This window comes from Methanobrevibacter sp. (assembly GCF_045112895.1).
Lineage (GTDB): Archaea > Methanobacteriota > Methanobacteria > Methanobacteriales > Methanobacteriaceae > Methanocatella.
Map to the genome: position 1 here is coordinate 23,725 of NZ_JBGUIH010000040.1, position 23,996 is coordinate 47,720.

23 protein-coding genes are annotated in these 23,996 nt (G+C 34.8%); 8 read left to right on the forward strand and 15 right to left on the reverse strand.

From position 1 onward, the window contains the following. Together ACJMLD_RS07245 and hemA are read left to right on the forward strand one after the other, a co-directional pair. Window positions 1-621, forward strand: a complete 621-nt coding sequence (locus ACJMLD_RS07245; protein WP_405270056.1) for a bifunctional precorrin-2 dehydrogenase/sirohydrochlorin ferrochelatase — start codon at window positions 1-3, stop codon at window positions 619-621. Further along, window positions 618-1,817, forward strand: coding sequence for a glutamyl-tRNA reductase (hemA, locus tag ACJMLD_RS07250; RefSeq protein WP_405269902.1), 1,200 nt, complete (start codon window positions 618-620; stop codon window positions 1,815-1,817). Before ACJMLD_RS07245 ends, hemA begins: the two co-directional genes overlap by 4 nt. Window positions 1,818-1,829: 12 nt before the next feature. Here hemA and ACJMLD_RS07255 read toward each other — a convergent pair whose 3' ends face one another. Then, window positions 1,830-2,954 (reverse strand): AAA family ATPase, encoded by a 1,125-nt coding sequence (locus ACJMLD_RS07255; protein ID WP_405269905.1) that lies wholly within the window; start codon window positions 2,952-2,954, stop codon window positions 1,830-1,832. Between the two features lie 92 nt (window positions 2,955-3,046). Here ACJMLD_RS07255 and ACJMLD_RS07260 point away from each other — a divergent pair, with 92 nt between their 5' ends. Together ACJMLD_RS07260 and ACJMLD_RS07265 are read left to right on the forward strand one after the other, a co-directional pair. Beyond that, window positions 3,047-4,114 carry a metallophosphoesterase gene (locus ACJMLD_RS07260; RefSeq protein WP_405269907.1) on the forward strand — a complete coding sequence of 356 codons (1,068 nt, stop codon included), beginning with the start codon at window positions 3,047-3,049 and terminating at the stop codon, window positions 4,112-4,114. 57 nt (window positions 4,115-4,171) lie between these two features. Then, a complete protein-coding gene (locus ACJMLD_RS07265) occupies window positions 4,172-5,332 on the forward strand; it encodes a zinc ribbon domain-containing protein (protein ID WP_405269909.1) in 1,161 nt (386 codons plus the stop codon). Here the strand turns inward: ACJMLD_RS07265 and ACJMLD_RS07270 are convergent. Both ACJMLD_RS07270 and ACJMLD_RS07275 read right to left on the reverse strand, forming a co-directional pair. Further along, complete coding sequence (locus tag ACJMLD_RS07270; RefSeq protein WP_405269912.1) at window positions 5,329-6,165, reverse strand: TIM barrel protein; 837 nt, start codon at window positions 6,163-6,165, stop codon at window positions 5,329-5,331. The two genes, ACJMLD_RS07265 and ACJMLD_RS07270, sit on opposite strands and share 4 nt — an antisense overlap. Before the next feature lie 34 nt (window positions 6,166-6,199). Continuing rightward, on the reverse strand, window positions 6,200-7,216 hold the full coding sequence (locus ACJMLD_RS07275) for a phosphorylating glyceraldehyde-3-phosphate dehydrogenase (protein ID WP_405269915.1): 1,017 nt from the start codon (window positions 7,214-7,216) through the stop codon (window positions 6,200-6,202). 121 nt (window positions 7,217-7,337) lie between these two features. Between ACJMLD_RS07275 and ACJMLD_RS07280 the strand changes: the two genes are divergently transcribed. Next, on the forward strand, window positions 7,338-8,111 hold the full coding sequence (locus tag ACJMLD_RS07280) for an alpha/beta fold hydrolase (protein WP_405269918.1): 774 nt from the start codon (window positions 7,338-7,340) through the stop codon (window positions 8,109-8,111). Window positions 8,112-8,116: 5 nt separating this feature from the next. Here ACJMLD_RS07280 and ACJMLD_RS07285 read toward each other — a convergent pair whose 3' ends face one another. The 10 genes from ACJMLD_RS07285 to eif1A form a co-directional block, all read right to left on the reverse strand. Further along, window positions 8,117-8,320 carry a heavy-metal-associated domain-containing protein gene (locus tag ACJMLD_RS07285; RefSeq protein ID WP_405269921.1) on the reverse strand — a complete coding sequence of 68 codons (204 nt, stop codon included), beginning with the start codon at window positions 8,318-8,320 and terminating at the stop codon, window positions 8,117-8,119. A 30-nt stretch (window positions 8,321-8,350) separates the two neighbouring features. Further along, on the reverse strand, window positions 8,351-10,216 hold the full coding sequence (locus ACJMLD_RS07290) for a heavy metal translocating P-type ATPase (protein WP_405269924.1): 1,866 nt from the start codon (window positions 10,214-10,216) through the stop codon (window positions 8,351-8,353). A gap of 60 nt (window positions 10,217-10,276) precedes the next feature. Continuing rightward, window positions 10,277-10,549, reverse strand: coding sequence for a metal-sensing transcriptional repressor (locus ACJMLD_RS07295; protein WP_405269927.1), 273 nt, complete (start codon window positions 10,547-10,549; stop codon window positions 10,277-10,279). Window positions 10,550-10,654: 105 nt separating this feature from the next. Next, the gene (locus tag ACJMLD_RS07300; RefSeq protein WP_405269930.1) at window positions 10,655-11,752 is read right to left on the reverse strand and encodes a DNA topoisomerase IV subunit A; all 1,098 of its coding nucleotides are present in this window, start codon (window positions 11,750-11,752) and stop codon (window positions 10,655-10,657) included. A gap of 8 nt (window positions 11,753-11,760) precedes the next feature. Next, window positions 11,761-13,470, reverse strand: a complete 1,710-nt coding sequence (top6B, locus tag ACJMLD_RS07305; RefSeq protein ID WP_405269933.1) for a DNA topoisomerase VI subunit B — start codon at window positions 13,468-13,470, stop codon at window positions 11,761-11,763. A 349-nt stretch (window positions 13,471-13,819) separates the two neighbouring features. After that, window positions 13,820-14,437 carry a KH domain-containing protein gene (locus ACJMLD_RS07310; RefSeq protein ID WP_405269936.1) on the reverse strand — a complete coding sequence of 206 codons (618 nt, stop codon included), beginning with the start codon at window positions 14,435-14,437 and terminating at the stop codon, window positions 13,820-13,822. A gap of 196 nt (window positions 14,438-14,633) precedes the next feature. After that, the gene (locus tag ACJMLD_RS07315) at window positions 14,634-18,101 is read right to left on the reverse strand and encodes a lectin like domain-containing protein (RefSeq protein WP_405269939.1); all 3,468 of its coding nucleotides are present in this window, start codon (window positions 18,099-18,101) and stop codon (window positions 14,634-14,636) included. A gap of 201 nt (window positions 18,102-18,302) precedes the next feature. Beyond that, complete coding sequence (locus ACJMLD_RS07320; RefSeq protein WP_405269942.1) at window positions 18,303-18,611, reverse strand: hypothetical protein; 309 nt, start codon at window positions 18,609-18,611, stop codon at window positions 18,303-18,305. A 167-nt stretch (window positions 18,612-18,778) separates the two neighbouring features. Then, entirely contained in the window at window positions 18,779-19,552 is a 774-nt protein-coding gene (locus ACJMLD_RS07325) for a serine protein kinase RIO (protein ID WP_405269945.1), read from the reverse strand. Window positions 19,553-19,578: 26 nt separating this feature from the next. Further along, window positions 19,579-19,911, reverse strand: coding sequence for a translation initiation factor eIF-1A (eif1A, locus tag ACJMLD_RS07330; protein WP_405269948.1), 333 nt, complete (start codon window positions 19,909-19,911; stop codon window positions 19,579-19,581). A gap of 79 nt (window positions 19,912-19,990) precedes the next feature. Between eif1A and glp the strand changes: the two genes are divergently transcribed. From glp to ACJMLD_RS07345, 3 genes are read left to right on the forward strand one after another with little or no spacing between them, the layout of a single operon-like run. Further along, a complete protein-coding gene (glp, locus tag ACJMLD_RS07335) occupies window positions 19,991-21,214 on the forward strand; it encodes a gephyrin-like molybdotransferase Glp (protein WP_405269951.1) in 1,224 nt (407 codons plus the stop codon). Between the two features lie 26 nt (window positions 21,215-21,240). Next, the gene (locus ACJMLD_RS07340) at window positions 21,241-21,702 is read left to right on the forward strand and encodes a GyrI-like domain-containing protein (protein ID WP_405269954.1); all 462 of its coding nucleotides are present in this window, start codon (window positions 21,241-21,243) and stop codon (window positions 21,700-21,702) included. Window positions 21,703-21,711: 9 nt separating this feature from the next. Next, complete coding sequence (locus ACJMLD_RS07345) at window positions 21,712-21,960, forward strand: hypothetical protein (protein WP_405269957.1); 249 nt, start codon at window positions 21,712-21,714, stop codon at window positions 21,958-21,960. A 12-nt stretch (window positions 21,961-21,972) separates the two neighbouring features. On the opposite strand, the gene ACJMLD_RS07350 is transcribed toward ACJMLD_RS07345, so the two are convergent. Then, window positions 21,973-23,283 carry a TldD/PmbA family protein gene (locus tag ACJMLD_RS07350; RefSeq protein ID WP_405269960.1) on the reverse strand — a complete coding sequence of 437 codons (1,311 nt, stop codon included), beginning with the start codon at window positions 23,281-23,283 and terminating at the stop codon, window positions 21,973-21,975. Between the two features lie 7 nt (window positions 23,284-23,290). After that, window positions 23,291-23,995: a phosphoglycolate phosphatase gene (locus ACJMLD_RS07355; RefSeq protein WP_405269963.1), complete on the reverse strand. Its 705-nt coding sequence runs from the start codon at window positions 23,993-23,995 to the stop codon at window positions 23,291-23,293. Between the last annotated feature and the right edge of the window lies 1 nt (window position 23,996).

The following is a 23,996-nucleotide window of genomic DNA, read 5'->3' on the forward strand; positions in this document are numbered from 1 at the left end:
ATGGATTGGACTTCTCTTTATTTAAAAACTGCTGATTTGAACGTTTTTATTTTAGGCACTGGTGAAGTTGCAACTAGAAGAGCGAACAGATTCTTAAGTCATGGGGCTAATGTAAAATTGGCAGGAAACAATTTATCTGAAGAATTGGAACATAACGGGGCTGTTTTATGTTCCACTGAAAATGTGGATGAATTGGTTGAATGGGCAGATTTGGTTGTAGTGGCTAGTGGCGATGAAGAGTTATGTAATCATGTTTGTGATATTGCTCAAAATAAATTAGTTAATAGGGCAGATTATCCGCAAAAAGGAGATATTATTGTTCCAACAAGTTTTAATATAGGAGAAATTGAAATATCTATTTTTACTAATGGTAAAAGTCCATTAATGGCTCGGCAGCTTCGAAAAAAGATTCAGTCAATAATCACTGAAGAGGATATTTTAGAAATTGAACTTCAGGATTATGCTCGCACTGAATTGAAAAAAGTCATTGAAAATCAAAAGGAGAGAAGGGAATATCTCTATGAGATATTTGATGATGAAAATATCAATGATTTGATTAAAAATAGACAAATCGATGAGGCCAAATGTTATATTGATAATTTAATAAGGGGATTAGAGTGATACTTAATTTAAGAGTTGACCATAAAATTGCAGATATCCAATCAATGGAGATTATTTCAAAGGACATTGATGACTTATTTTGGAAATTGCAGGAAAAATATTCGATAGGTGAATATATTGAGATTTCAACCTGTAACAGAAAAGAGTATTATATCAATAATGATTATATTCCTGAAGATGAGGAACTGCTGTCTCATGAAAACCAGAGTATTGTAATTGAATATGGGCAATCTGCCATAATGCATCTGTTACGTATGACTTCAGGTTTGGAATCCATGATTGTTGGTGAAGATCAAATTCTGGGTCAGGTAAAGGATGCTAAAAATAAAGCTGTTAAAAATCATCATTGCGGTAAAGTCTTGGATGCGGTATTTACAAAAGCGATTCATGTCGGTCAGGTCGTAAGAAATAAGACCAACATTAATAAGGGCTCTGTTTCTATTGGTTCTGCTGCAATCGATTTGGCAGAAAAGCACATTGGCAGTCTTGATGATAAATCCGTTTTGGTTATCGGTGCTGGAAAGATGGGCAGGTTGGTTGCAAAGGCACTTGCCGAAAAAGATTTGAATGCTATTTTTGTTGCAAATAGGACTTATTATGTTGCCGTTGAGCTTGCTCAGGATTTGGGTGGTGAAGCAATATTGTTTAATGATTTGGAGGAATATTTGGCTACTGCAGATGTTGTTATTAGTGCTACAAGCGCTCCTCACCATATTATTACCAAAGAACGTCTTTTAGGAATTGATATGGATTACGAAAACTTGATGATGGTTGATATTGCTAACCCTCGTGATATTTCCGATGACGTTTGTGAATTGGGTGTCAAATCATTTAACATTGATGATTTAAGGGAGATTGCTGATGAAAACACTCGCCTTAGAAAGAAGGAATTTGGCGAAGCAGAAAATATCATCAATGAAGAGTTCCTTTTACTTAAAGAATCCTTCAAAATAATGGAAGTTGATGAAATACTTGGTAATTTAAGGGCATCTATGGAAGAGATAAGACAACGTGAAACTCAAAAAGCCAGTGTTAAGTTAGCTGATGTAGATGGTAGTGTAAAAATATTGGATAATTTAACAAATTCCATTGTCAATAAAATATTTTATGATATTTCTAAAAATGTTAAAAAAGCTGCAAAAGAAGAAAACGAGGATATCCTCCTCGCTTGTGAGTATATCTTTAATAATGGTTAAGTGAATGTTGGTTTATTCGAACATTCCTTTAACATCACTATTTTTTATTTTACTGTTTTTAATGGCATAATCGATATTTTCCATTGTGATAATTTCACAATCATTAGCTATTGCATTGTGAAGGGCGGTTTTTAGAATTTTTTCTTTTAAATCCCTTCCAGATAATCCTTTTGTTATTCTAACAACTTTTTCTAGGTCAATATCATAATCCAAAGGCATAGTCTTAAGATTATTTTCTAAAATTGCCAATCTTTCGTCATCATCAGGTAATTTGAATTCTATCTCTTCCTCAAATCTGCTTCTAACTGCAAAATCAAGGGAAGTCGGATTATTTGTAGCTCCAATAGTTATGACTGATTCATTGTCGCTGATTCCATCCATTTCAGTTAAAAGAGAATTCACTATTTCAGAAACATCTCCCCTTAGTGATTGAAAGGATCTGTGGAGTGCAACGGCATCCATTTCATCAATGAAGATTATGGATGGTGAATTTTCGCTTGCCTTTTTAAATAGATCATGGATTTTCGATGCGCCATCCCCGACGTGGTCACCAATCAATGATGTTGCTTTGATTAAATACAATGGAACTTCAAGTTCGTTGGCAAGCGCTTTTACAAGCATGGTTTTGCCGGTACCTGGAAGGCCGTAGAACAAAATATTTTTCGGAGCCCAAGGTCCGAATTTTTCCGGATCTTCCAAATATTTTGTTATAACCTTAACTTTGTTTTTGGCGTTGACTTGTCCGACAATATCTGAAAGGAGTATATTTGATTTTATTTTAGATTCATTGCTTTTATGTTTCAATTCATCAGTGATAAGCTTGATTTTTGTATTTTCAGATATTATTGAGTTGTTTGGTCTTGCCTTTATTATTTCAAAACCATAATCCGGTATGATCTTCTGGTCAAATAAATGTGAGTTTTCACGAACAACCAATCCAAGCCATTGTTCACGGGCATACTCTTCAAAAAGTTCCTTGTTGGTAATTTCAATGTTCTCGTCCATTAAATTAAATTCAAATGGATAGCCAACCGGTTTTAGAACAACACATTCTGCATATTCCTTGCTTTCAGTTTCTTTAATGGGTTGTTTTTGGTTAGTTGTTTTGATTTCCGTTATCTTATTATCACTTTTCAAATCACTCACCTCCGATATTTTTGTTACAAACTAACATTAGTTTTAATTATTTAAATACTTGTTGAAATATAGTTATTTTAAGAGGTTCTATCATGAGTTTTCGTACACGAAGGGTATTGTCTGTAACGCCATTTTATATGCTATTTGAGTTTTTCCTGCTAAAATATCTATTTTTATTATTTGGTGGATTAAATGATATCTATCTAATCGTTTTAACCATTTTAATTGGATTGCTGCATTGCATCCCAATGTTTTTTGAAACTAAAAAATCAACTTCTTTGGGCAGGCTTTTAACAACAATCAATGGTGTTTGGATGTGGGCCTCCGTAATGTTTCTAATCGATATCATCATTATCTATTCGGTTGGAAAGTTTATAGCATTGCCATTTGAACTGATTTTAGCCTTAATTTTAATCGTCCCGATTTTAGGCGCCTATAATTACTATAAAGCTCATAAATTAGTTGTCAATGAGAAAACATTGGAATTGGATAACTTGCATAGGGATGTTAACATTGCACACTTGTCTGATGTTCATTTTGGTTCCGTGCATCACAAGCCAATCATCGATTCAATAGCCGACAAACTAAAGGAACTTGAAAGCACCTGTGAGTTGGCCATCATTTCCGGTGACCTGGCCGACGGATCTTCGGCTGTTGAAAAAGACGATTTCGCTGCACTGAAGGAAGTGAGCATGCCGATAATATTCACTCCAGGCAATCATGATTTCTATCCTGGGATTGATAATGTTGTAAAGGCCTGTGAAAATGCAGGCATTATTGTTTTGGATAATGAAAGAAAGGAATTTGGTGATTTGAGTATTTTTGGCCTAACTTTTAGTTTTGATGATAGGGATGTTCCAAAGATTGATGAAAGTTGCCTGAATCCGAATCTGGTTAATATTATTAATTATCATGTTCCATATTATTGGGAGGATTTTTCTTCATTGGGTTTTGATATTCAATTGTCAGGACATACTCATGGAGGGCAGTTCTATCCGGCCATTAATTTTGCCAATATCCTCTTTAAGTATAATAGGGGCCTTTTCAAAAATAAGTTGGGAAAATATCTTCATGTTACGACCGGTGTCGGTTCAATGGACACTCCAATGAGGTGGGGAACAGACTCCGAGATAGTGATTTTGAAATTAAGGAAAAAATAGTTGATTCAATATACCTAAGTATATTACTTACTTCAATTAAACCATTATTTGGATACTATGATTTGTGAGGGATGCAATAAAAATAATAATGCTAATAATCTTTTTTGCATTGGATGCGGCAAATTGTTAAGGGATTACTCAATTAAACCATCGAATTTGGATTATTCTGGTGATGATGAAGACCTATTGGCCCAAGTGGCAGTGGAATTCGTGAAAACTATAGGACAATATGATAATCTGATGGGAGACTTTTCACAAGGAATAGATAACTCTTCTTTGAAGTTAAATGGCATAGTTGAAAAATCAGATAAATTTCAAATAACTCCAATGGAATTTGAAGTTAAGCTGATGGAAATTTTAAATGATTTGTCGGACTTGTTTGAGAATAATCTTGCTTCAATTCAGGATGTTTCATTTGAATTGCTTGAGTATTCAAACATCATATTCGAAATCGTCGCTAAATTTAAAGAAGATATATCTAAATTGGATGAAAGCCATTCTAATCTTATCAGGTCTATTGAAAGTATGGTAGAAACTTCAAAGATGTCAAAAGAATCTTTATTATCTATAAATATTGAAAACCCATCATTGGAATTTGAAAATTCAAAAGCACGATTTTCAAAAGACATAGATGAATTTGTCGTTTTCAATGAATCATTAAGTCGCGAATTAAAATATATTAAAGATAAGCATAAAAATAGTAATTGTATGTCACAGGATAACAAAAATCATTTTTGCATCTACTGTGGGGAGAAATTGGACCCCGGACAAAATTTCTGCTCTCAGTGTGGAAGGGAAATCTATCATGAGGGGCCTGTTGTCGAGCCGGTTTCTTCAAAATACGATGAAAGGATTGCCGATATAGAGCAGGAATATAATCTTAAACAACAAAGGGCACGGGAATTAGTTGAAAAACTATTCGATCCCACTCACATGGCTTACAATAAGTTTTCTTCTTCTATTGATAGGTCTAATCAATTATTCAACAACCAATTGGAAGTAACAAGAAAGATGGTTGAGCTGGATACTGACAACAATGAACTTGTTGAAAAGGAAATCGAGAATAAAATTAAGACATTGGAGGCTTTCATTGATAAGATGGAAGATCTGATTAATGAACTGGTTATTCATTTGAGTTCAAATAAGAAGGATAATGATGACATAAATAATCTTTTCAATGATATGGATGATTTGATCCGCTCTGTAAAAGACTACTAAATCATCTCTTCATACATTTTTTTCATTTTTAAGGAATCGACATCACGAAGAGGAGTTTCGCATATGATGTTTGCATTCCAACCGTTATCAATCAGATTTTCGAGCAAATCCCTAATATTCGGCCCGTATTCATCACTTTCATCCATGGTATGATGCTTCACTTCTCCGCCCTGCCCATATTCTATTGTTGTAAAGTGGCAATGCAGGATATCAATATCCAATCTGTCTTCAATAGTTGAAAAAATACAGTTGTAATCTTCTTTTTTAGTTAAAAATCCCCTTCCTCTTGCATGAACATGTGCAAAATCGATTGTAGGTTCGAAGTGATCAAAGCTAGCGCAGAGCTCAACAACTTCACTGACATTACCAAGCTGTGTTCTCTTGCCCGTAGTTTCTGGAGCGAAAGTAAAGTTTTCAATGCCTTCAGCTTCAAGCTCTTCAAACAAGCGGTTCACGGTATTTTTGGATATTTCCATAGCCTTTTGGGGTTTTCTGTTCATGTATGCTCCAGGGTGGAAAACCAATCTGTAGGCTCCCATCCACTCACCGGCACGGGCTGCGGCTATTAGGTGGCCAATGCTTTTATCAAGTTTTTCCTCTTCTTTTGCGCACAGATTAATGTAATATGGCGCATGCATGGAAACTAGAATGTCATGTTTTTGAGATTCGTCCTTTAGTGTTGTTGCCGCTTTTTCACCAATTCTCACTCCATAGGGAGATTGGTATTCATATGAATCAAGTCCTTCTTCATTGATGTATTTGGGGGCTTTATAAGCCGCGCCTTTATAGTCAACTGGACTTCCCGCAGGTCCAAAAAGTACTTTATGTTTCATTTAAATCGTTAAAAAAATAGTAAAAAGAGGGAATTTAGAAGATTCCCATAGCTTCGTTAGTTTTTGCAATTGATTTTTCGTTGTCACTTTCCATTTCTAGAAGTGCACGAATAGCATCAATGTTTTCAGGTATTACATCAGATTCCTGATGCACTGCTTGCATGTAGAACAATTCGTTTCCTACAACATTAACGGACTCTTTCCAAACTGGAATTTCGTATAAGTCATTTCTGCTTCTTCCAAGTTCTTTGGCATATTCCATTAATTCTGCAGTTGAACCTAATCCTTCTTCAGCAGAAACGATAATTACTCTGGAACGTTTTTCCAATGCTTCAAGAATGTCTTCAGTTTCCACATCATTGTTGATTTCAACCATAATGTTGTGTTGGTGCATTAAGGTAGTAGGTACGAGCAATGCCATGGTTGTAACGTCAATGCCTTTCATAACGGTCTGCACATCAGGACCGTGGTGAGAAGGTACTTTTGGAGGATTTGGAACAATTGCGTTGATTGGTCCTTTTTTGATTTCAGATGGGTCTGATCCTCTTCTAACCATTACTGCCCTTACTTTCTTAATGTCTGCAATTTTGTCGATTGTATGTAATGTACGGGTTAATCCAGTAGTGTTACATGAAACTACTCTGGTGTAGTCTGCACCGTATGAATCATCGTAATTTGAAATGGAGTTAAATGAAAGACCGGTCAGTTCATGGTCTTCTCCACCTTGATAAATTGCTTTAACGCCGGCTTTTTTATACATTTCAAGGTTTTGTGGTCCTATACTTCCAGGAGTACAGTCAACAACCACATCTGCTTCTTGAATCATTTCTTCAACAGTACCGGCTATTTCAATTCCAGCATCTTTGAATTGTTGTTCTCTTTCAGGAATTCCAATGTATAATGGATAGCCTTTTTCTTCAACAGCAGTTCTTGCTTCATAGTTAGGCCTAGTTTTACTAACACCTATTATCTTCATATCATCTTGAGCAGATACGGCATCTGCTACTCTTTTCCCGATGGTTCCATAACCATTAATAGCAACTGTTTTCATTTCAATCCCTTTTTATTTTATAATAATTTTTAAAAAGTTATTATATGATTTATGATTTGTCAGTTAAGTTATTTAAAATTTGATATTTAACTTATATAGCCCTTAGAACAAAACATAAAATATGGATTTGAATTTTAAAGTTGAAGGAAATGGCAAAACTTTGGTTTTAATTCATGGGCTTTCCGATAATTTGTTATACTGGGAATTTTTGGCATCTAATCTTAAAAAAGATTATCAGGTTATAAGAATCGATTTAAGAGGTCATGGAGAGTCTGAATTGGATGATGATGAAATTACTGCTGATAGTTATGTTGAAGATTTAAATGACCTTTTAGATGATTTAAACATTTCAAATGTTAATCTGATAGGGTTTTCGTTAGGTGGAGCTATTGCCATTGACTATGTGCTTAAATATCCTCATAAAGTGGATTCGCTTGTGATGATGTCAAGTTTTATCAAAACAGACAATCATCTGAAAAATATTTTTACTCAATTCAAGAATTCTTTGAATATTGGCTTTGAAGAGTTTTATGACCTAATTTTGCCAATGGTATTGTGTCCTGAGGTTATTAGTCAGAATCGTGAAGAATTGGATATGCTTAGAGAAATTGCTTCAATTACTGCAAATACTGAAGCATATATTAAGGCAATTGACGCTTTCATAGATTTCAACATTGAAAACGAGTTGTCGAAAGTTCATGTCCCGACTTTAATTTTGGCCGGAAAATATGATGATATTACTTTGTTGGATTCACAAAAGCAATTGCAGTGCCAAATCAAAAATTCTGAAATGGTTGTTTTTGAAAATGTAAAGCACAATCTTTTGGTTGGAAAGAATAATGAGAAAATCCTGAGCAGTTTAAAAAAATTTTATAAAAAAATAGAAATTAAGTAGAATGATTATTCTACTTTGAAGCCTGCTTCTTCAACAGCTTCATTAATGTCTGCATCGCTTACGTCATCAGACATTGTAATGGTTGTAATTCCGGTGTCTAAATCAGCTTTAGCGTCTTCAATTCCATCAACGTCTTTTAAACATAATTCTACAGCATTTACACAGGATGGGCAGTGCATACCCACAACTTTAATTTCTTTTTCAGCCATAATAAATCACCTTATTATCGATATGTATAGTTAGGTCATTGCTTTATTTAAAGTTTTAGTTATGCCTAACTTTCCTGATTTTTTGCAGTCTTTTTTTGATATTTTATATCTGACTAGTGTTGATGAATAGGCAATTACAATAAATGAACCGATATTATGGATTAAAGCACCTTCAATTGGATTCAAGTATCCTAATATTGCTAAAGCCATTGCAATAATGTTTACTGCTAATGAAAAAGCAATGCTTACATTTATTGTTTTAATTGTTTTTCTTGCGATTCCAATTAATTGGGGGAGGTCTTCGATATTGTCGTTGATTAATGCAATATCTGCAGCTTCAAGGCTGATGTCGCTTCCCATGTTGCCCATTGCTATTCCAACATTGGCCTTTTTTAGAGATGGGGCATCATTTATTCCATCCCCTATCATTGCTACTTTATGTCCCAAGATTTGCTCTTGGGCAATGTAGTTGGTTTTATCTTCAGGCAAGCAGTTAGATTTAACATTTCTAATTCTGATTTTCTTTGCAATGTATCCTGCAGTTTTTTCGTTGTCTCCGGTTAATAGTGTTGTTTTAATTCTCAGTCCTTTGAGATTTCTGATTGTTTGTTTGGAAGATTCCCGTAATGTATCTGCAAGATATACTTTTCCGATGATTTCTCCCTCTTTTGCAACATATATTACGATTTCGCCATTTTGAGGTTCATCACTGTTTTTTAAAGGAATATTTGCTGATTTTAATAATTCTTTATTTCCAGCAAGTATCATTGATCCGTTGATTGTTCCACTAACTCCCTTTCCAATGTGCATTTTAAAATCTTTCACATCAGCCAAATCATTATCATCATAATTTTTAACAATTGATTTTGCAAGTGGATGTTCTGATTTGGATTCAAGTGATGTGAGCAAATACATCATTTCTTTAGGGTTGTCTGAGATGATATCAACGACTTTGGGTGTGCCATGTGTTAATGTTCCAGTTTTATCAAATACTATTTCACTAATGTGAGCCAGCTCTTCAATAGATTCGCCATTTTTCACTAAAATTCCGTATTTTGTAAGATTTCCAATTGAGGCCATGATTGCAGTTGGTGTAGCCAGAACTAATGCGCATGGACAGAACACAACTAAAATTGTCACTGCCCTTATTATTTCAAATGTATATAAGTAAGTCAATACTGCAGCTATAAAAGCTATTACAACAATCATTGTAGCCCACTTGTCTGCTGTTCTGACGATTTTTGCGTTTTCAGGTTTAGCGGAATCAACCAATCTGATTAATTTTTGAAGGGAACTCTCTTGGCTGATTTTTGTTGTTTTCATTGTAAATGAACCGTAAAGATTGATTGTTCCACTATAGACTTCATCGTTTTCTTTTTTATCTACAGGAAGTGATTCTCCAGTCAATGTTGACTGGTCGATTGAAGTTTCGCCATTGACAATAACACCGTCTGTTGGTATGCTTTCACCTGGAAGCACCTTTAAGATATCTCCGACTTGTACATTTTCGACAGATATTTTTTCTTCAACTCCATTTTTAATTCTTGTTGCAATCTTGGGTGTCATTTTCGCAAGCTCTTCAATTCTTCCCTGAGTTTTTCTTACAGTGTATTCTTCTAAAAATCCTCCTATTGCCATGATTGTTGCAATTTCACCGGCCGCAAATACCTCTCCAATTATGATGGATGCTATAATAGCTATTGAAACAAGTAAATCGGCTTTTATATCAAATTCAGTTATCAATCCTTCAATACATTCTTTAAATATTGGTATTCCGCATAGTATGACGGCAATCCATGCAAGGTAGTCGAGAGATAGGATAAAACTACCAAAAACACTTATTGTGGAAATAATTATGAAGATAATATCTTGTTTTTCATCTATTGTAAAATTCATTTTAAACAGCCTCCCCTAGTCCAATATACCCTATGGGGTATAAACCTAATTTAAAAAAAATTAAAGTCTAGAGTAATATTCTAAAATTGATGAAATGTCACTTAATGCTTCATCTGCGTCTCCTTCTTTGATAGCGTTTTTAACACAATTTTCTAAATGCCCTTCAACAATGATTGATCCGACCTTATGTAATGCTGATTTTGATGCATTTACCTGCATTAATATCTGTTCGCAAGGAATATCCTCGTCAATCATACGGTCGATTGCATTTATTTGACCGATGATTTTTTTGAGTCTTCTATGCAAATTTTCACTATCCATGCATTCTTTCATAAGTTTCACCTCCTATACCATAGGGGGTATATGTTAGAAATAGTATATAAAGATTTGCATTTTTGAAAAAAAAATAAAAAAAAGAAAGGAGGAAAAAGCATAAAATTATGCTTGATTTTCCATTTCCTCAAATTTGGCCGGGAAGTATTCGTCTACTACATACTCGAGACCATATTTGGAGAAAGATTGCTGTTCTGCTTTTTTACCGATTTTAAGCATCTTTTTGATTTCAGTTTGCCAGAAATCAGTTTTATACCTTGGGTCTTTAGAGAGCTCTTTAAGTCTCATAACGTCAACATCTTTGAGTTTATCGGTTGGCAAATCATAATTGATAATGTCGGATGCTGTTACTCCAATGAATTTAGCGTCAGGAGTTGCGAGGTCATGATTAACATGAGCTAGTTTTGCACTTCCGGAAATAATTACCTGTGCAATGTGGAATCCCCAAGGGTCTCCGTCGTTACAGATGTATACAGGAAGATCAAGTTCTGTGTTTACTCTTTTAATGAATCTTCTTGTAGCACGTGCGGCTTGTCCTTTAAGCCCAACAATCAAACAATTGAATCTTTCATGAGCGTTCTCTTGAACTAACCTGTGGAACATTCCCATTGTTTCCACTGCCAATACTTTGTCTACATTATGGTCTAGGAAATCTACTTGGTCGATTGTTGGTGAAATGGTATAACCGGATTTTCCCATTTTTGAAGCGTTAACTTCCACTTCATCAAGTAAGGTAATGTCTCCATATACTGATGCACCGTCTTCTTCCGGCATTAAGCCCAAATCTTCACGAGTAGTACCAAGTGTTACTTCTAAATCTTCCCCAACAATGTTTGATTCTTGTTGGTTTTTAAAGCTGATTCCCCAACCTTCGGAAACATAATACATTTCCCTGATGGTAGCTGTTTTTTCACGAGCCACTAAGTCTTTACAGAAATTGGCAACATAAACCATTTGACCTAATTTTCTGATTTGCTTTACATTTCCTAAAGATCTTCTACCGTATCTATCACCTAAGACATAGTATCTTTTAGCATCATCATAAACGATGTTTCCAGTACCTCTTGAAGGAACTTTAATGTTAGGAACTTTGTTTTTTTCGATTTCTTCAATAATTTCAGCACCTAAACCTTTAAGCTTGTTGTAGGTGTATTCTTTCCTAAGTTCTTTGTGTGATTTGCCTTCTTTTTTTGCTTCAGCCATTTAATCACCTATTCGTCCTCAAATTCATCAACATCATCCTCAACGAAGTTGTCTAATGTGGAATTTCCTGATTCAACAGCATTTCCAAATTCATCAACTTCTTCCATGATGATTGCATCAAGTTCTTCTTCTTCCTCTTCATCTTCAACTTTTTCACCAAGCAGTTCCGCAAGAGCTCTTTTTGTAACTTTTGCTAAAACTTCCTGATATTCAGGAACTCCGGTTTCACCAAGTTTCGCAGCTTCTTCAATAATCACTGGAACGTAATCTTCAAATATTTTAGAACGTTTTTCTTTTTCTTTCGCTGCTCTTTTAGCTCTGATATGTTTTTGAAGTTTACGAGCTAATTTCATGGTAGCTTGTCTGATTTCCTGAACGATTTCAGGTTCTGGTGATACGCTTTGTTTACCAGTTGAAAGGTAAGGTACTTGTGTTGAGATAATATTTACAAATAATGTCAATGGAGTATTATCCATGTCTCTAAGGCCGTAACGTTTCCAGTCAATACTTTTAAGAGCTTCTGTAATAGCACAGCTTCCTGCATCAAAAGTCAATGGAACTCTGTTTGCAAATCTCATTATTTCAGATTTTCTTTGTTCACTAACGACCCTTCCAGCATTTCCTCCATAAGCAAGTCCGGCTTCAATAATAAATGAAACACCACCTGCATAGGTTACAGGCTTTCTTGTTATTGTCGCAACAAATTCTGGTTTAAGGATTTGTTTCATACCTTTTTCAACTTGTTCGGATCCGATTGGTATAAGTCCGTCAGTAGGCGGAGCCATGAATTTCATTTTCTTAAAGCAGTGAACAATAGCTTCCGCTTCTTGGAATGTCATGTCTTTCGGACGTTTGTTCATGTCAATTCCAGTAATTTCTGCAATTTCATCAACCCTTTTATTTGACATTCTGGACATTGAAGAAGTTAACATACTTTTATATCTTCTGCTGTCAGTGTTTTTAGCCATTGTCATTAAATCGTCAGCGCTTACACCTTTAGGGTGAGGAAGTACTTCTTTTGGTTGCACTGGCACTACATCTGCTGCTCTTTTGAATATATATTTGTGTCCTGAAGGGTCCCTGAATGTAATTTTAGCGTGAGGGTTTCCAATCATTGTTCTTCTGATATATTCAAATGCACCTTGTTCAGCTAAAGAGTAAGAAACATCTTTGAACTGCAATTCAATACATACTCCAGTACTTTCAGCAGGATAATCTTCCCTTTCCATTAAAATTCCACGGTTGTTTTCAACGTCCATTTGGAATTTCATTTTCACTCCTTTAATTTCATCTCCGTCTTTATAGCATGAAATTACGCGAGCAGGTTTACCTGTAGTCATTTGTGATAAAAGTACACATCCACTACAACCTAATCCTTGTTGTCCTCTGGATTGAATATTTCTGAATTTTGATCCTGCAAACATCATACAATATACTTGCATTACATAATCTTCAGGAATTCCAGGTCCGTTATCCTTATGTCTTAAAATATAATGTTCTTTATCGATACGTTTTAGTTCAATATCAATATCCGGTAATATTCCAGCTTCTTCACATGCATCAAAACTGTTTGTAATCAGTTCGTGGAATACAATAGTCAATGAACGAATCTTACCAGTAAATCCAAGCATCTGCTTGTTTTTTCTAAAGAACTGGGATGGGGTCAATCTCTGAAAATCTTCTTCCCAATCAAGTCCTAATTGTTCTGGTTGAGCCAAAATTTTTTCCTCCTATAACATATATGTTTAAAGTTATCATATTTCCTATATTTAAATTAAGCCAGAGAGCATTTGGTAAGTAATATTTTTTCAGTACCCTATCTAACTTGTATAATAATATGGTAAAATAATAATTTAAAACTTGTAGAAATAATAGTATTTGTACTATGTTATCTATATATGTTGGTTAAAGTATATAAGGTTTTACTATATTGCCTATAATTTTTATAGGTATCTTTCATTAAAATTGATTTGTGTTTGTAATATTTCTTTGATGTTGAATTAAAAACGGTTTTGTATAAATTGTTATGTTAGCAAAATAAGTAAAAAAAGTTAGGAGTTTTCACTCCTAGAAATGTTTTTCGTCAAATTCAATGCCTTCCTTGAATTCAATCTTATCTTCTTCGATTCCAACAAGTTCATTGAATTCCTTTCTTTTCAAATCTTCTTTTTTATGTTCCAAAAATCCGTAAACGGACTTGTGTCTTGATCCGTTCAGAATCATTTCAATGGCTTCTTTTGCAATCATGATGTTGTCCATCTCACCAATCAATGAAACGGTTTTTCCATAAACCGCCATATCCACTTCTGCCATTTCCATGATTATTTCACGGGTCTTGCCGTCCTTTCCTATAATTCTTCCTTTGTGTCTTGCAAGGGCTTTTTTGGATTTGCCTATGTATAACGGTAAGCTGATTACTTCTAGATAAATGTCATCGCTGATTAATTTGAGTGCAACTTCAGGATTGAATCCTCTTGCCACTGCCTTAACAATATGATTTGCATTCCAGACTCCCAATGGGTCTTCCATATCTTCTCTAGGTGTGATATAAACTGTGCCTTCATCACTATCAATGTCCAAAATGGTTCCAGTTGCTTTTTCAATGGACTTTTTAACGTTACCATTGCTTCCAATTAATGCCCCTACTCTATTTTGAGGTATTTTTAAATAATCTGTTTCTGGCATAATTTTTCACCTTTATTTTTAATTAGAATTAATAATAGTTATTTAATCGAAATTATTTAAAATTTAGGATTAATAATAATCTTAAATAAAAAATTATTGGGAAAGGATAGGTTTTCCTTTAAAATTAGTTAGTTATTTTGTATGTCCTTGGGGCCTCTCAACAATTAATAAGAAAAAAGAGTAGATGAAATATCATTTACTTGACTTTAATGCTAGATTTTATTGTGTCTTTTAGGTAAGTAATTTTGACAGTGTATGTTTTACCCTTTTTGAGCTTTTTGATAATTTTTTTATTGAAGGTTTTTTGTGCAATACCTTTTTTATTGGTTTTTACCTTGTAGGTTTTTCCGTTGAATTTGAAGGTTATCTTTTTTCCTTTTTGGAGTTTTCCGTTGATTTTAAGCTTAGCTTTTAAGGTAAATTTCTTACCAGTCTTTTTGACGGTAACTTTACTTGCCTTAAGCACATGTTTTACGGTAATGGTGTTTTTGTAGGTTTTGCCGTTGAATGTAGTTTTGATGGTGTATTTTTTAGGAGCCCCAGTTATTTTAATTTTTGCGATTCCTTTTTTGTTTGTTTTTACGGTGGTTGTTTTCCCGTTAATTTTGAATTTTACGGAAGCTCCGCTGACAACTGTTTTACCATCGGATGAAACCACTTTTACGCTAAAGTAAGACTTGCTTGCATAATCTACTTTAATGTTTTTATTGCCCATTATCTTACATATTTTCAAGTTTAATTTTACAGTAAGCTTATTTTTGTAGGTTTTGCCATTGTGGGTAGTTACTACATTATAGGTACCTGGGGCATTTGTTATTTTTACTTTAGCTATTCCATCATTGTTTGTTGTTGTGCTAGTTGTTTTGCCGTTGATTTTGAAACTGACTTTTTCACCTGCACCAACTGGGCGGCCGTCATCGGTCACGACTTTAACACTAAAGTAGGATCCGCTACCATAATCAACAGAAATGTCTTTGTTGTCTATGATTTTAGTATCATCAACCACAGTGTAGACTTTAAGACAAACGGTTTTGTTTAATGGAGCAAAATCAATCCAGCTGCTACCTTTTTTACTTACTAAAGATGTACCATTCAAGTAATGCATTCTTGACCATGCCTGATAAGGAACGGCATTGCTTTTAAATACTACTTTGAATTGGTCTTCTTTTTTAATTGGAATGTACTTATTTAAAACAATTGTTCTAAAACCTGCAAATTCACTAATTCCGCTTTGTGAATGTACCTTATTGCCATTTACAAAAATGTCAAATGAATAGTCGATTCCAGACTCATTGAAGTAGGTTCCAACGGCACCAATCAACTCATCATACTTTGATGTAAATTCATTTGAATAATAAGTGTAGTTTCCATCAAAACCCGCCAAGCCGGTAAGGTCTGTCTGATAGTTGACATGATAATCAATTGCATTCTCAAAGATATAGGCTATTGCAACCCTTTGGGGCGCAATTGCATAGTAATCTATTTGCGGGAAATTGGTGTAACTGTTTTGGTCGAAACCGCTCAAGGAATCCTTGGTTATCCAAGCACCTTTATTGTCATTATGGCCGGCAACATTGTCGTCCCATCCTATGAGTGTAATGAAATGTGTGTCGTGATCCATAAGGGAAATGTCCTCGCCTTCAGTTGGTATTTCATCTTCAGGTTCATTTACATACTTTTGGACAGCGACTGCCCCATATTTCAGTATGGCTCTCTTTAATTGATTTATGGTGTCATCCGTTCCGGTATAGATGAACGCGGCATCCTGAACGTGAATTCTCTCAACATCCATATCTGTATCGGCAATCATTCCGCGGTCATCATATGCGCTGTCCATGGAAAGAACTCCATACCAGCTTAATGCATAGCCTAAACCGCTGTATGAAAAGCCGGTTAGGCTATTTCTTAAATCTCCGACATTATAATATTTCAATTGTAGTTTTTGAGCATAGTTTTGCGATAGGTTGTATGCGATTCCGGTTGATTTGAGAAGGCTGGTTTCCAATGATGCCACTGTAGCAAATGCCCAACAGTCATCATTGTCTCCCTGTATTTTTCCAGGTGTTGTCCATCCCCAGTCACGTGCATCAAACTTGGATGGGAGCTCATCAACAATTATCTCATTGTCTGTTAGATTAATCTTGATTCCTTTGTTTTCAACAGAAACAATATAATCCTGATTGTCCATCAGGAAAATATCGTCATTTTTCTCGATGTTTTCTAATTTTGAATCGCTTGCAAAGTCTGCATAAACAGCAACTCCTCCATTATCAAAGGTGGAATCTGAGAAGTGTGCCTCAACATCATGGGCATAAATTGCATTTGCTGAATTGAAAGGTCCATCAATAGCCTTATTGTCCTTGAAATTGGATTCTTTTATTGTCAGCTTGTGCTTGTCAAAATATATTGCTCCCGCATTTTCAGCGGCAGTATTGTTTGTGAAATTTGACTTGCTGATGTTTAAATTAGTCCAGGATGAGTAAATTGCACCTCCTTCGAAGTTTGCAGTATTGTTCATGAAATTACACTCTAGGACATTTAATGTTCCGCCTAAAATGGATATCGCTCCTCCAAATTTGGCTCTGCAGTCAGTGAAATTTGAATTGATGACATTCATGGTTTTTGGAATATTATGGGCGGCGGAATCCAGATCAATGTGTATTGTTCCACCATTGTTGCTGCATGAAAGATTGGTAAATATACAATCTTTGAATAAAATTGGATAATTTCCGCTATTTGAATAGTCTGGGTCATCCGAATAGATATTCGCGAAATATTTTCCGAGAATCGCTCCTCCACTTAAATTGGAATATGCATTTATGAATTTTGAATTTATGATTTCAAAGCGGTCGCCCTTGAATTCAATCATGGCTCCATTTTTATAGGTGAAGTTTTCAAAAGAGGAATTGTTAATAATCAGCTGCCATCTGTTGACTAGAATCGCTGCGCCATTATTGTGGTTTCCATAAAATCTTGAATTGTTGATGATTGTACTTGAATAGTCGCCCCTTATGAGATGGTTTGCTTGGTTTGAATAAAAACTGCAGTTATTTGCAATGAGGCGGGCATCGGTATATGTTACAATAATATCCGCATTTGTGTTATTGAAGTCTGTAAAATTAACATTGTTTAATGTAAGTTTTCCCTGTGTTTTTAAAGTGGACTGATTATAATTCCTAAAGGTTAAATCATTAATGATAATTTCTCCTTCCTGGTTTTCAAAATTAAGATATGCTCCACTTCCTGCGCCATCAAGGACGTGATTGTTACCATTGAGCACAAATTTATTTTTATCTACAGAAATCAGTGTAAACCCCCATTCTGTTAAATTGTCTTTATCAATGCTTTCATCGAATTTATAGTCATGAGTGAGGTTGAGTTCTTCTTTGGATTGGTTAATTTCTGTAGCGAGGGCTGTAAAGGATGATTCGTCTTCAGGACCGCTTTTGATATTATCAGTTTTCGAAACGCCTAAAATATCTTCAATGCCCTCTGAATTCAGATTAGAATTTAACTCTATTGAATCTTGAGTTAATTCCCTATTTGATTGATAATCATTATCCTCAGTAATATTAGATTGGATTTCGCTTGCCGAAACGGCCGTAATGCTGAATAAAATAGAGATAATAATTAAAAATACAAAAAGTTCAGATTTGATTTTCATTTCGCTTCACCTATTGAATTTAAAAATTATTAGAATTATTTAAAAAAGATTAAGATTTTTAATTATACATTTAATTTTCTAAAAATTTTTTTATATAAATTTATATATTTTTTTAAGGAATTTCCTGATTGATGTAAAGTATTTCATATCAACTTACATTATCGAATAGGCAATATTCAAAACTAATGGCTGTTTTTTGTTTTAAAGTTCGAAATTGAAGCTTACTGCCGTAAATTTCATTCCGCTATCTCTGATTTTTTTAGATTTTATCTCAACGTCCCCGTATTGCTTTAAAAAGGAATTGATCTCTCTAGAAATGGAGTCGTATTTTCTTCTGTCATAAACCCTGTAATTTCCCATGAATTTAACTGTATCATTTTTGTTCAGGACATTTACTCTGTCCAACCTAAAGGATTCGTCATTTTCCTCTAAAACAGAGTTTATTTTCTCTACAATCTCTACTTTGATTTTTTCTTTTTCTTCACTGCTGATTATGATATCATCTTCCATCTATTGTCCGCGGTGCTTTTGCATCCCACAAGAAGTTTAGTGCATAAATTTAAGTTTATTTATATGACATGTTATATTTCATTATTGTTATAATTTATTTGGGAGATTTAGTATGATAAGTGATAATTGAATTTAATGTGTTTTTGCAATGTTTGTTAATGTAATGTTTAAAACACCGGCGCAACATATTCCCAAACTTCTTCAAAACTAGTTTTAACACCGAGTTTGGTATATTCCCTTACAAGGGTGTTGATGTCCCTTTCAAGAAGTTCCTTTGAAATCGGATTGTCCAAAACCACGGATTGTGAAACGTCAATGATTACTGGTTCTTCATCTTTATTTAGAATATTGTAATTGGATAAATCCCCGTGAACCAGTTTTGCTTCATTCACGAATAGTTTCAGATTTACAAGCAGCTTGTTGAAAAAATCCTCAGGGTCTTTTGGGGGCTGGTTTTTGGCCGGCTGTGCAGGATTTCCATCCTCATCGCCAATAAATTCAATAAGCAATACATTGTTTGAGCTTGTAATCGGATGGGGTACATTTACTCCCGCAGATTCAAGTCTAGTCAAGTTCTTGAATTCTTTTGTAACCCAGGAATAGATTATCTTCCTTTTGTTTTTGGTCTTGATGTTGAATCTCGGGTCCCCCTTAAGGTAGTAATCCATCTTCTTAAAATCAGATGTGGCGATTCTGTAAATCTTAACGGCCACGAATTTTTCATCATCGGTAATGCCCGTAAGCACATTGGCTTCCTTTCCTGTGCTTATTGCACCGTTTAAAATGTCAATGTATCCTTGATTAGCTAATTTGTATAATGTTTCTAGAGTGATCTTGTCGAAAATCTCATTCCCTGTTTTTCTATCGGAACTGTCCTTTTTTCTCTTTTGGGAATGCAGTTTTTCATGTTTCGCATCTGCTTTAGCTACTTTAGGATCCATTAAAATCAAAAAAATAGGTATTGAGACTACATTTTAAGGTAGCCTTTTCTTTCAAGCCAATTGGATTCTGTTTTTGTGTATCTCCAGATTACATCGGCCTTTTCATCAGATTGGAAATCCCATGGCTTTACAAGGATTACGTCTCCTTCACGAATCCAAATACGTTTTTTCATTTTTCCAGGGATTCTGGTCATTCTTATATGTCCGTCGGCACAGCGGACTTTTAATTTTCCATGTCCCATAATTTGTTCAACTATTCCAGGAATCTCCCCTTTCTTGGGAGTCCTTACTCTTCTGTATTCTTGTTGTTGATTTTGATTAGGTCTAGACAAATACTCTCCTCCGAAATAATAATACATTTCTCCATATGATTAAATTATTTATATATTTATCAATATATTATATATTAATTTATGGTATTTTATATAAGTGGTGATTATGGGAACTGAATTTTTAAAAATTAAGGAATGTGATGAAGCTATTGATATTATTCAAAATTTATTCGATGAATATTTAAAACCACAAAGTGAAGAAATTCCAGTTACTGAAGCTTATGGAAGAATTTTATTTGAGGATGTTTATTCAAGAATGGACTTTCCGCCATTCGACAAGGCACTGAAAGACGGTTTTGCAATACTTGCAGAGGACAGTTTCGGTGCTTCAGAAGAATCCCCAAATACCTTGGAAGTAATTGATTTTTTAGAGGCAGGTTCAACAACAGACAAGATAGTTGAAAAAGGAAAATGTATTGAAATCAGCACTGGCGCTGCGATGCCAGAAGGTTCAGAGTCTGTTGTAATGGTCGAATATGCGGAAAAATTTGATGATAAAGTTAATTTATTGACTACCGCAACTCCTGGCCAAGATGTTGCCAAAAGGGGGTCTGACATTGAAGAAGGAAATCTGATTCTTAAAAAAGGCGATTTTTTAAATCCCGGCAAGATTGGGGTTTTGCTTTCACAGGGTTTTGAAACAATCGAAGTCTACAAAAAACCGAGTGTTGGTGTAGTGTCATCCGGAAATGAGATTACCCTTCAAGGCCAAGACTTGCCATATGGTAAGATTTACGATGTAAATGGTGGAATGATTAAAAACGATGCTATTTCCTGCGGTGCAGATGCCAAATTTTTAGGCGTAATGAGGGATGACTATGATGAGGTAAAGGAAAAAATTACAAAATCCCTTGAAGATGCAGATATTTTGCTTTGTTCCGGCGGAACTTCAGCAGGTCTGGGGGATGTCCTAAAACATGTTTTGGATGAATTGGGTGAAGTCTACATCCATGGAATTTCAGTCCAGCCGGGAAAGCCAACCATTGTTGGGGTTATTGACGGCAAAATAATTATTGGCCTTCCGGGAAATCCTGTATCCGCTTTGATGATATTCAATGCATTTGTGGCAGAACCATTGACTAAACTGGCAGGCATTGAAAAGGACTTTGAACTTAAAACAGTTAAAGGAGTAATGACTCGCAGAATCCATTCTCCTGTTGGAAGAATGCAATATCAACTTGTAAAAGTTGATGGAGAAGATGTAAATCCAATATTTAAGGATTCAGGAGCAATATTTTCCCTATCAAGTGCTGACGGTTATGTGAAAGTTCCAAAATCTGTTGAACTTTTAGACGAAGGGGAGCAAGTAGAAGTTTATTTATTTAATTAGGATAATATTTTTAAGTAGGTGTAATTATGGATTATGAGGTAAAAGTAATTCCAGAACAAAAATTAGGAGTCATTAACTGCAAGACTCCAATTGAAGATTTAGATATATTTCTTTCCATGTTAATGGGTTGGGTTGAAGCAAAGGAAATAGAAACTGATGGTGAACCGTTCATTGTTTATTATTCACCAAGGCATGAAGTCAACGAAGGCGATGTAGTTTATGATGTAAGCATTGCAATCAAAGAGGATGCTGATGAATATGATAGGATTCGTGTTGTTGACATGATTGAAAACAAAGTTTTGGCCGGAAAGCATTTCGGTCCGACTGACAATATTTTAGATACTTACGCTGAATTGGTTGATGTTGCTCAAGCTAACCATTATGATATTATCGGATCACCTAAAGAAGTTTTAATCAAAGGTGTCCACAATTGCGATAATGAAAACGATTTCATAACTGAAATTCAATTACCTATTATCGAAATGTAGGTGTTTTAAATGTCTAAAGAAGAATTTGATATAGATAAAGAAATTGAAAAATTATCTCGCAAATCCAATATTAACATGAAAAAATCAGAAGATTCTTTTGAAAATAGGCTAAAAAGATTAGATAAGGATATCGATGAGGTAATGAATAGGAAAATTAAGGCATTTGATGATTCTAAAGAATTAACTTCTGAGTATTTGACTATTGATTATACTCAAGATGCAATTGACAGATATAGAGAAAAATTAAAAAAGATTTAATTTTTCTTTTTTTTAATTTTGCCCGACAACCCTTAAGTCGTGAACTAACAATTTTGGTAAGATGAATGAACCATATTGTTTTATTTCTGAGTTCAGACCTTCTACTTTTTTCATAATTTCAAAGATATTTCCAGAAATCATAGCCTTATTGATAGGATCAGTCAATTCACCATTTTCGATTTTGAATGCATTGCTCGCTTCAACTGAAAAGTCTCCTGAAATCGGATTTGCAGTATGTGCGCCCAAAACACTTGTTGTTAAAACACCCTTGTCTATTTCTTCCAAATCTTTCATTTCGCTAAATTTAAACTCCAGATTTGTAGGTGCAATCATTGGTGTTGTCAAATATGACCCTCTAAGTCCGTTTGAAGTTGTTTTCACACCAACCTTATTTGCAGTATAGATGTCATAAATAAATGAATTCAAGACACCCTCTGTTATCAAATCGGTTTTTTGGCTAACGCTACCTTCGCCATCACATTTGGAAGTATACATTCCCTTTTCTAGAAGTGAATTGTCAGTTAATGTCAATTTTGGACTTGCAATTTCGGTGTCCATCTTATCTTTTAAAATTGACCTTCCCCTCATTACATTTTCACCGTTAAATGCTCCAATGAATGTTTGTAAAAGTCCGGTGGCAGCGTAATAGTCAAGCACAACACTATAGTCATTTGTTTCGACTGGTTTTGTATCAAGGGATTTTTTTGCTAGGTCACACACCTCATTAGCTAATTTTTCCCCTTCCAAATCGAAAAATCTTGAAGATTGGGAGTTATAGGCGGTTGCAATCTTCCCGTCTTTTTGCAGATTTACAGATATTCCAATGCCGAATCCAGTTCCTTCGTCTTCTATTGAAACGCCATTTGAATTTAAAAGGAGTGATCTTCCTTCACTTGCTGAAAATCCAGCTCCTGTTACTTCGCATCCGGTTTCCAAAGCAGTATCAATGGTTGTTTTTAGGAATTCAATTGATTCGTCGAGACTTAAATCATTGAATTTTTTGTCATATACATCTTCTATTTTCGGAATCTTTTCAACTTCCGCAAAGGCGTAGTTTTCATCAACCTTATTTAGTTTGGTGTTTTCAACAGCCTGCTTTGCAGTTTCAGCGATTTTTTCCATATTGGAAGTGAATGCAAAACCGACTTTATTGCCTTTAATTACACGAATTCCCACTCCACGCTCTATCTCTTCCTTAGCGAAATTCAATTCCTCTTTCAGGGAATCCAATTGGATGGATTTTGATTCGTCAATATAAATTTCATAAGCATCACAATCGTTTTCAATTGCCTTTTTTGCTTCCTGTGCCATTTCATATATCATATTATCACTATAATGCAAATTTTTCAATAGCTTCGGCGACTCCATCGCCGTAAAGTCCTTTACAGGTATATGTGCTGATTTCCTTAAGTTTATCTTCAGCATTACCGACAGCTATTTTATATCCTGCTTCTTTTAAGAAATCTTCATCGTTTTGGCTGTCTCCAATCGCCATTACATTTTCCATGTTTATTCCGTTTCTTTCACATAGATACCTTAGTGAAGTTCCCTTATTCACGCGCTTATCAGTAATGTGTAGTGCAAAACCGCTATCATAGATTTCAAGCTGGTCTAAGTATTTAAAATCTTTAAGTGCTTCTTCAAGTTCTTTTCTCTCTAAAGTCTTATAGAATACGGTTTCTGTCAATCTGTACATGTTGTCGTGGGAGGCATGTTCGTCGAATTTTTCACCTAATTTTTCTTTCAGGTGATTTTCAGCCGAGGTTACAAAATCTCTTTCAACTAATGTTTCAACAGCGTTGTTGTTTTCACCTTCTTTAAAAACGACTCCTCCGTTTTCACAGACAAGCCCTCCGCTACATCCAATTAGCACTTCAGTTGCATATGCGTAATTTACAACATTCCCAGTAACGATTATTGTAGGTATTCCCGCCGCTTCTGCTTTTCTTAAAGCTTTAATTGCGGATATGCAAATTTGTCTTTTATCGTCTGTTATTGTTCCGTCAATATCTACTGCAATTGCTTCTACTGTCATA

What these genes read in the sequence shown, in the direction of transcription:
- ACJMLD_RS07245 (WP_405270056.1), top strand. Translation starts at nt 1, where the DNA reads ATGGATTGGACTTCTCTTTATTTAAAAACTGCTGATTTGAACGTTTTT.
- ACJMLD_RS07260 (WP_405269907.1), top strand. Translation starts at nt 3,047, where the DNA reads ATGAGTTTTCGTACACGAAGGGTATTGTCTGTAACGCCATTTTATATG.
- ACJMLD_RS07265 (WP_405269909.1), top strand. Translation starts at nt 4,172, where the DNA reads ATGATTTGTGAGGGATGCAATAAAAATAATAATGCTAATAATCTTTTT.
- ACJMLD_RS07270 (WP_405269912.1), bottom strand. Translation starts at nt 6,165, where the DNA reads ATGAAACATAAAGTACTTTTTGGACCTGCGGGAAGTCCAGTTGACTAT.
- ACJMLD_RS07275 (WP_405269915.1), bottom strand. Translation starts at nt 7,216, where the DNA reads ATGAAAACAGTTGCTATTAATGGTTATGGAACCATCGGGAAAAGAGTA.
- ACJMLD_RS07280 (WP_405269918.1), top strand. Translation starts at nt 7,338, where the DNA reads ATGGATTTGAATTTTAAAGTTGAAGGAAATGGCAAAACTTTGGTTTTA.
- ACJMLD_RS07285 (WP_405269921.1), bottom strand. Translation starts at nt 8,320, where the DNA reads ATGGCTGAAAAAGAAATTAAAGTTGTGGGTATGCACTGCCCATCCTGT.
- ACJMLD_RS07290 (WP_405269924.1), bottom strand. Translation starts at nt 10,216, where the DNA reads ATGAATTTTACAATAGATGAAAAACAAGATATTATCTTCATAATTATT.
- ACJMLD_RS07295 (WP_405269927.1), bottom strand. Translation starts at nt 10,549, where the DNA reads ATGAAAGAATGCATGGATAGTGAAAATTTGCATAGAAGACTCAAAAAA.
- ACJMLD_RS07300 (WP_405269930.1), bottom strand. Translation starts at nt 11,752, where the DNA reads ATGGCTGAAGCAAAAAAAGAAGGCAAATCACACAAAGAACTTAGGAAA.
- ACJMLD_RS07310 (WP_405269936.1), bottom strand. Translation starts at nt 14,437, where the DNA reads ATGCCAGAAACAGATTATTTAAAAATACCTCAAAATAGAGTAGGGGCA.
- ACJMLD_RS07315 (WP_405269939.1), bottom strand. Translation starts at nt 18,101, where the DNA reads ATGAAAATCAAATCTGAACTTTTTGTATTTTTAATTATTATCTCTATT.
- ACJMLD_RS07320 (WP_405269942.1), bottom strand. Translation starts at nt 18,611, where the DNA reads ATGGAAGATGATATCATAATCAGCAGTGAAGAAAAAGAAAAAATCAAA.
- ACJMLD_RS07325 (WP_405269945.1), bottom strand. Translation starts at nt 19,552, where the DNA reads ATGGATCCTAAAGTAGCTAAAGCAGATGCGAAACATGAAAAACTGCAT.
- eif1A (WP_405269948.1), bottom strand. Translation starts at nt 19,911, where the DNA reads ATGTATTATTATTTCGGAGGAGAGTATTTGTCTAGACCTAATCAAAAT.
- glp (WP_405269951.1), top strand. Translation starts at nt 19,991, where the DNA reads ATGGGAACTGAATTTTTAAAAATTAAGGAATGTGATGAAGCTATTGAT.
- ACJMLD_RS07340 (WP_405269954.1), top strand. Translation starts at nt 21,241, where the DNA reads ATGGATTATGAGGTAAAAGTAATTCCAGAACAAAAATTAGGAGTCATT.
- ACJMLD_RS07345 (WP_405269957.1), top strand. Translation starts at nt 21,712, where the DNA reads ATGTCTAAAGAAGAATTTGATATAGATAAAGAAATTGAAAAATTATCT.
- ACJMLD_RS07350 (WP_405269960.1), bottom strand. Translation starts at nt 23,283, where the DNA reads ATGATATATGAAATGGCACAGGAAGCAAAAAAGGCAATTGAAAACGAT.
- ACJMLD_RS07355 (WP_405269963.1), bottom strand. Translation starts at nt 23,995, where the DNA reads ATGACAGTAGAAGCAATTGCAGTAGATATTGACGGAACAATAACAGAC.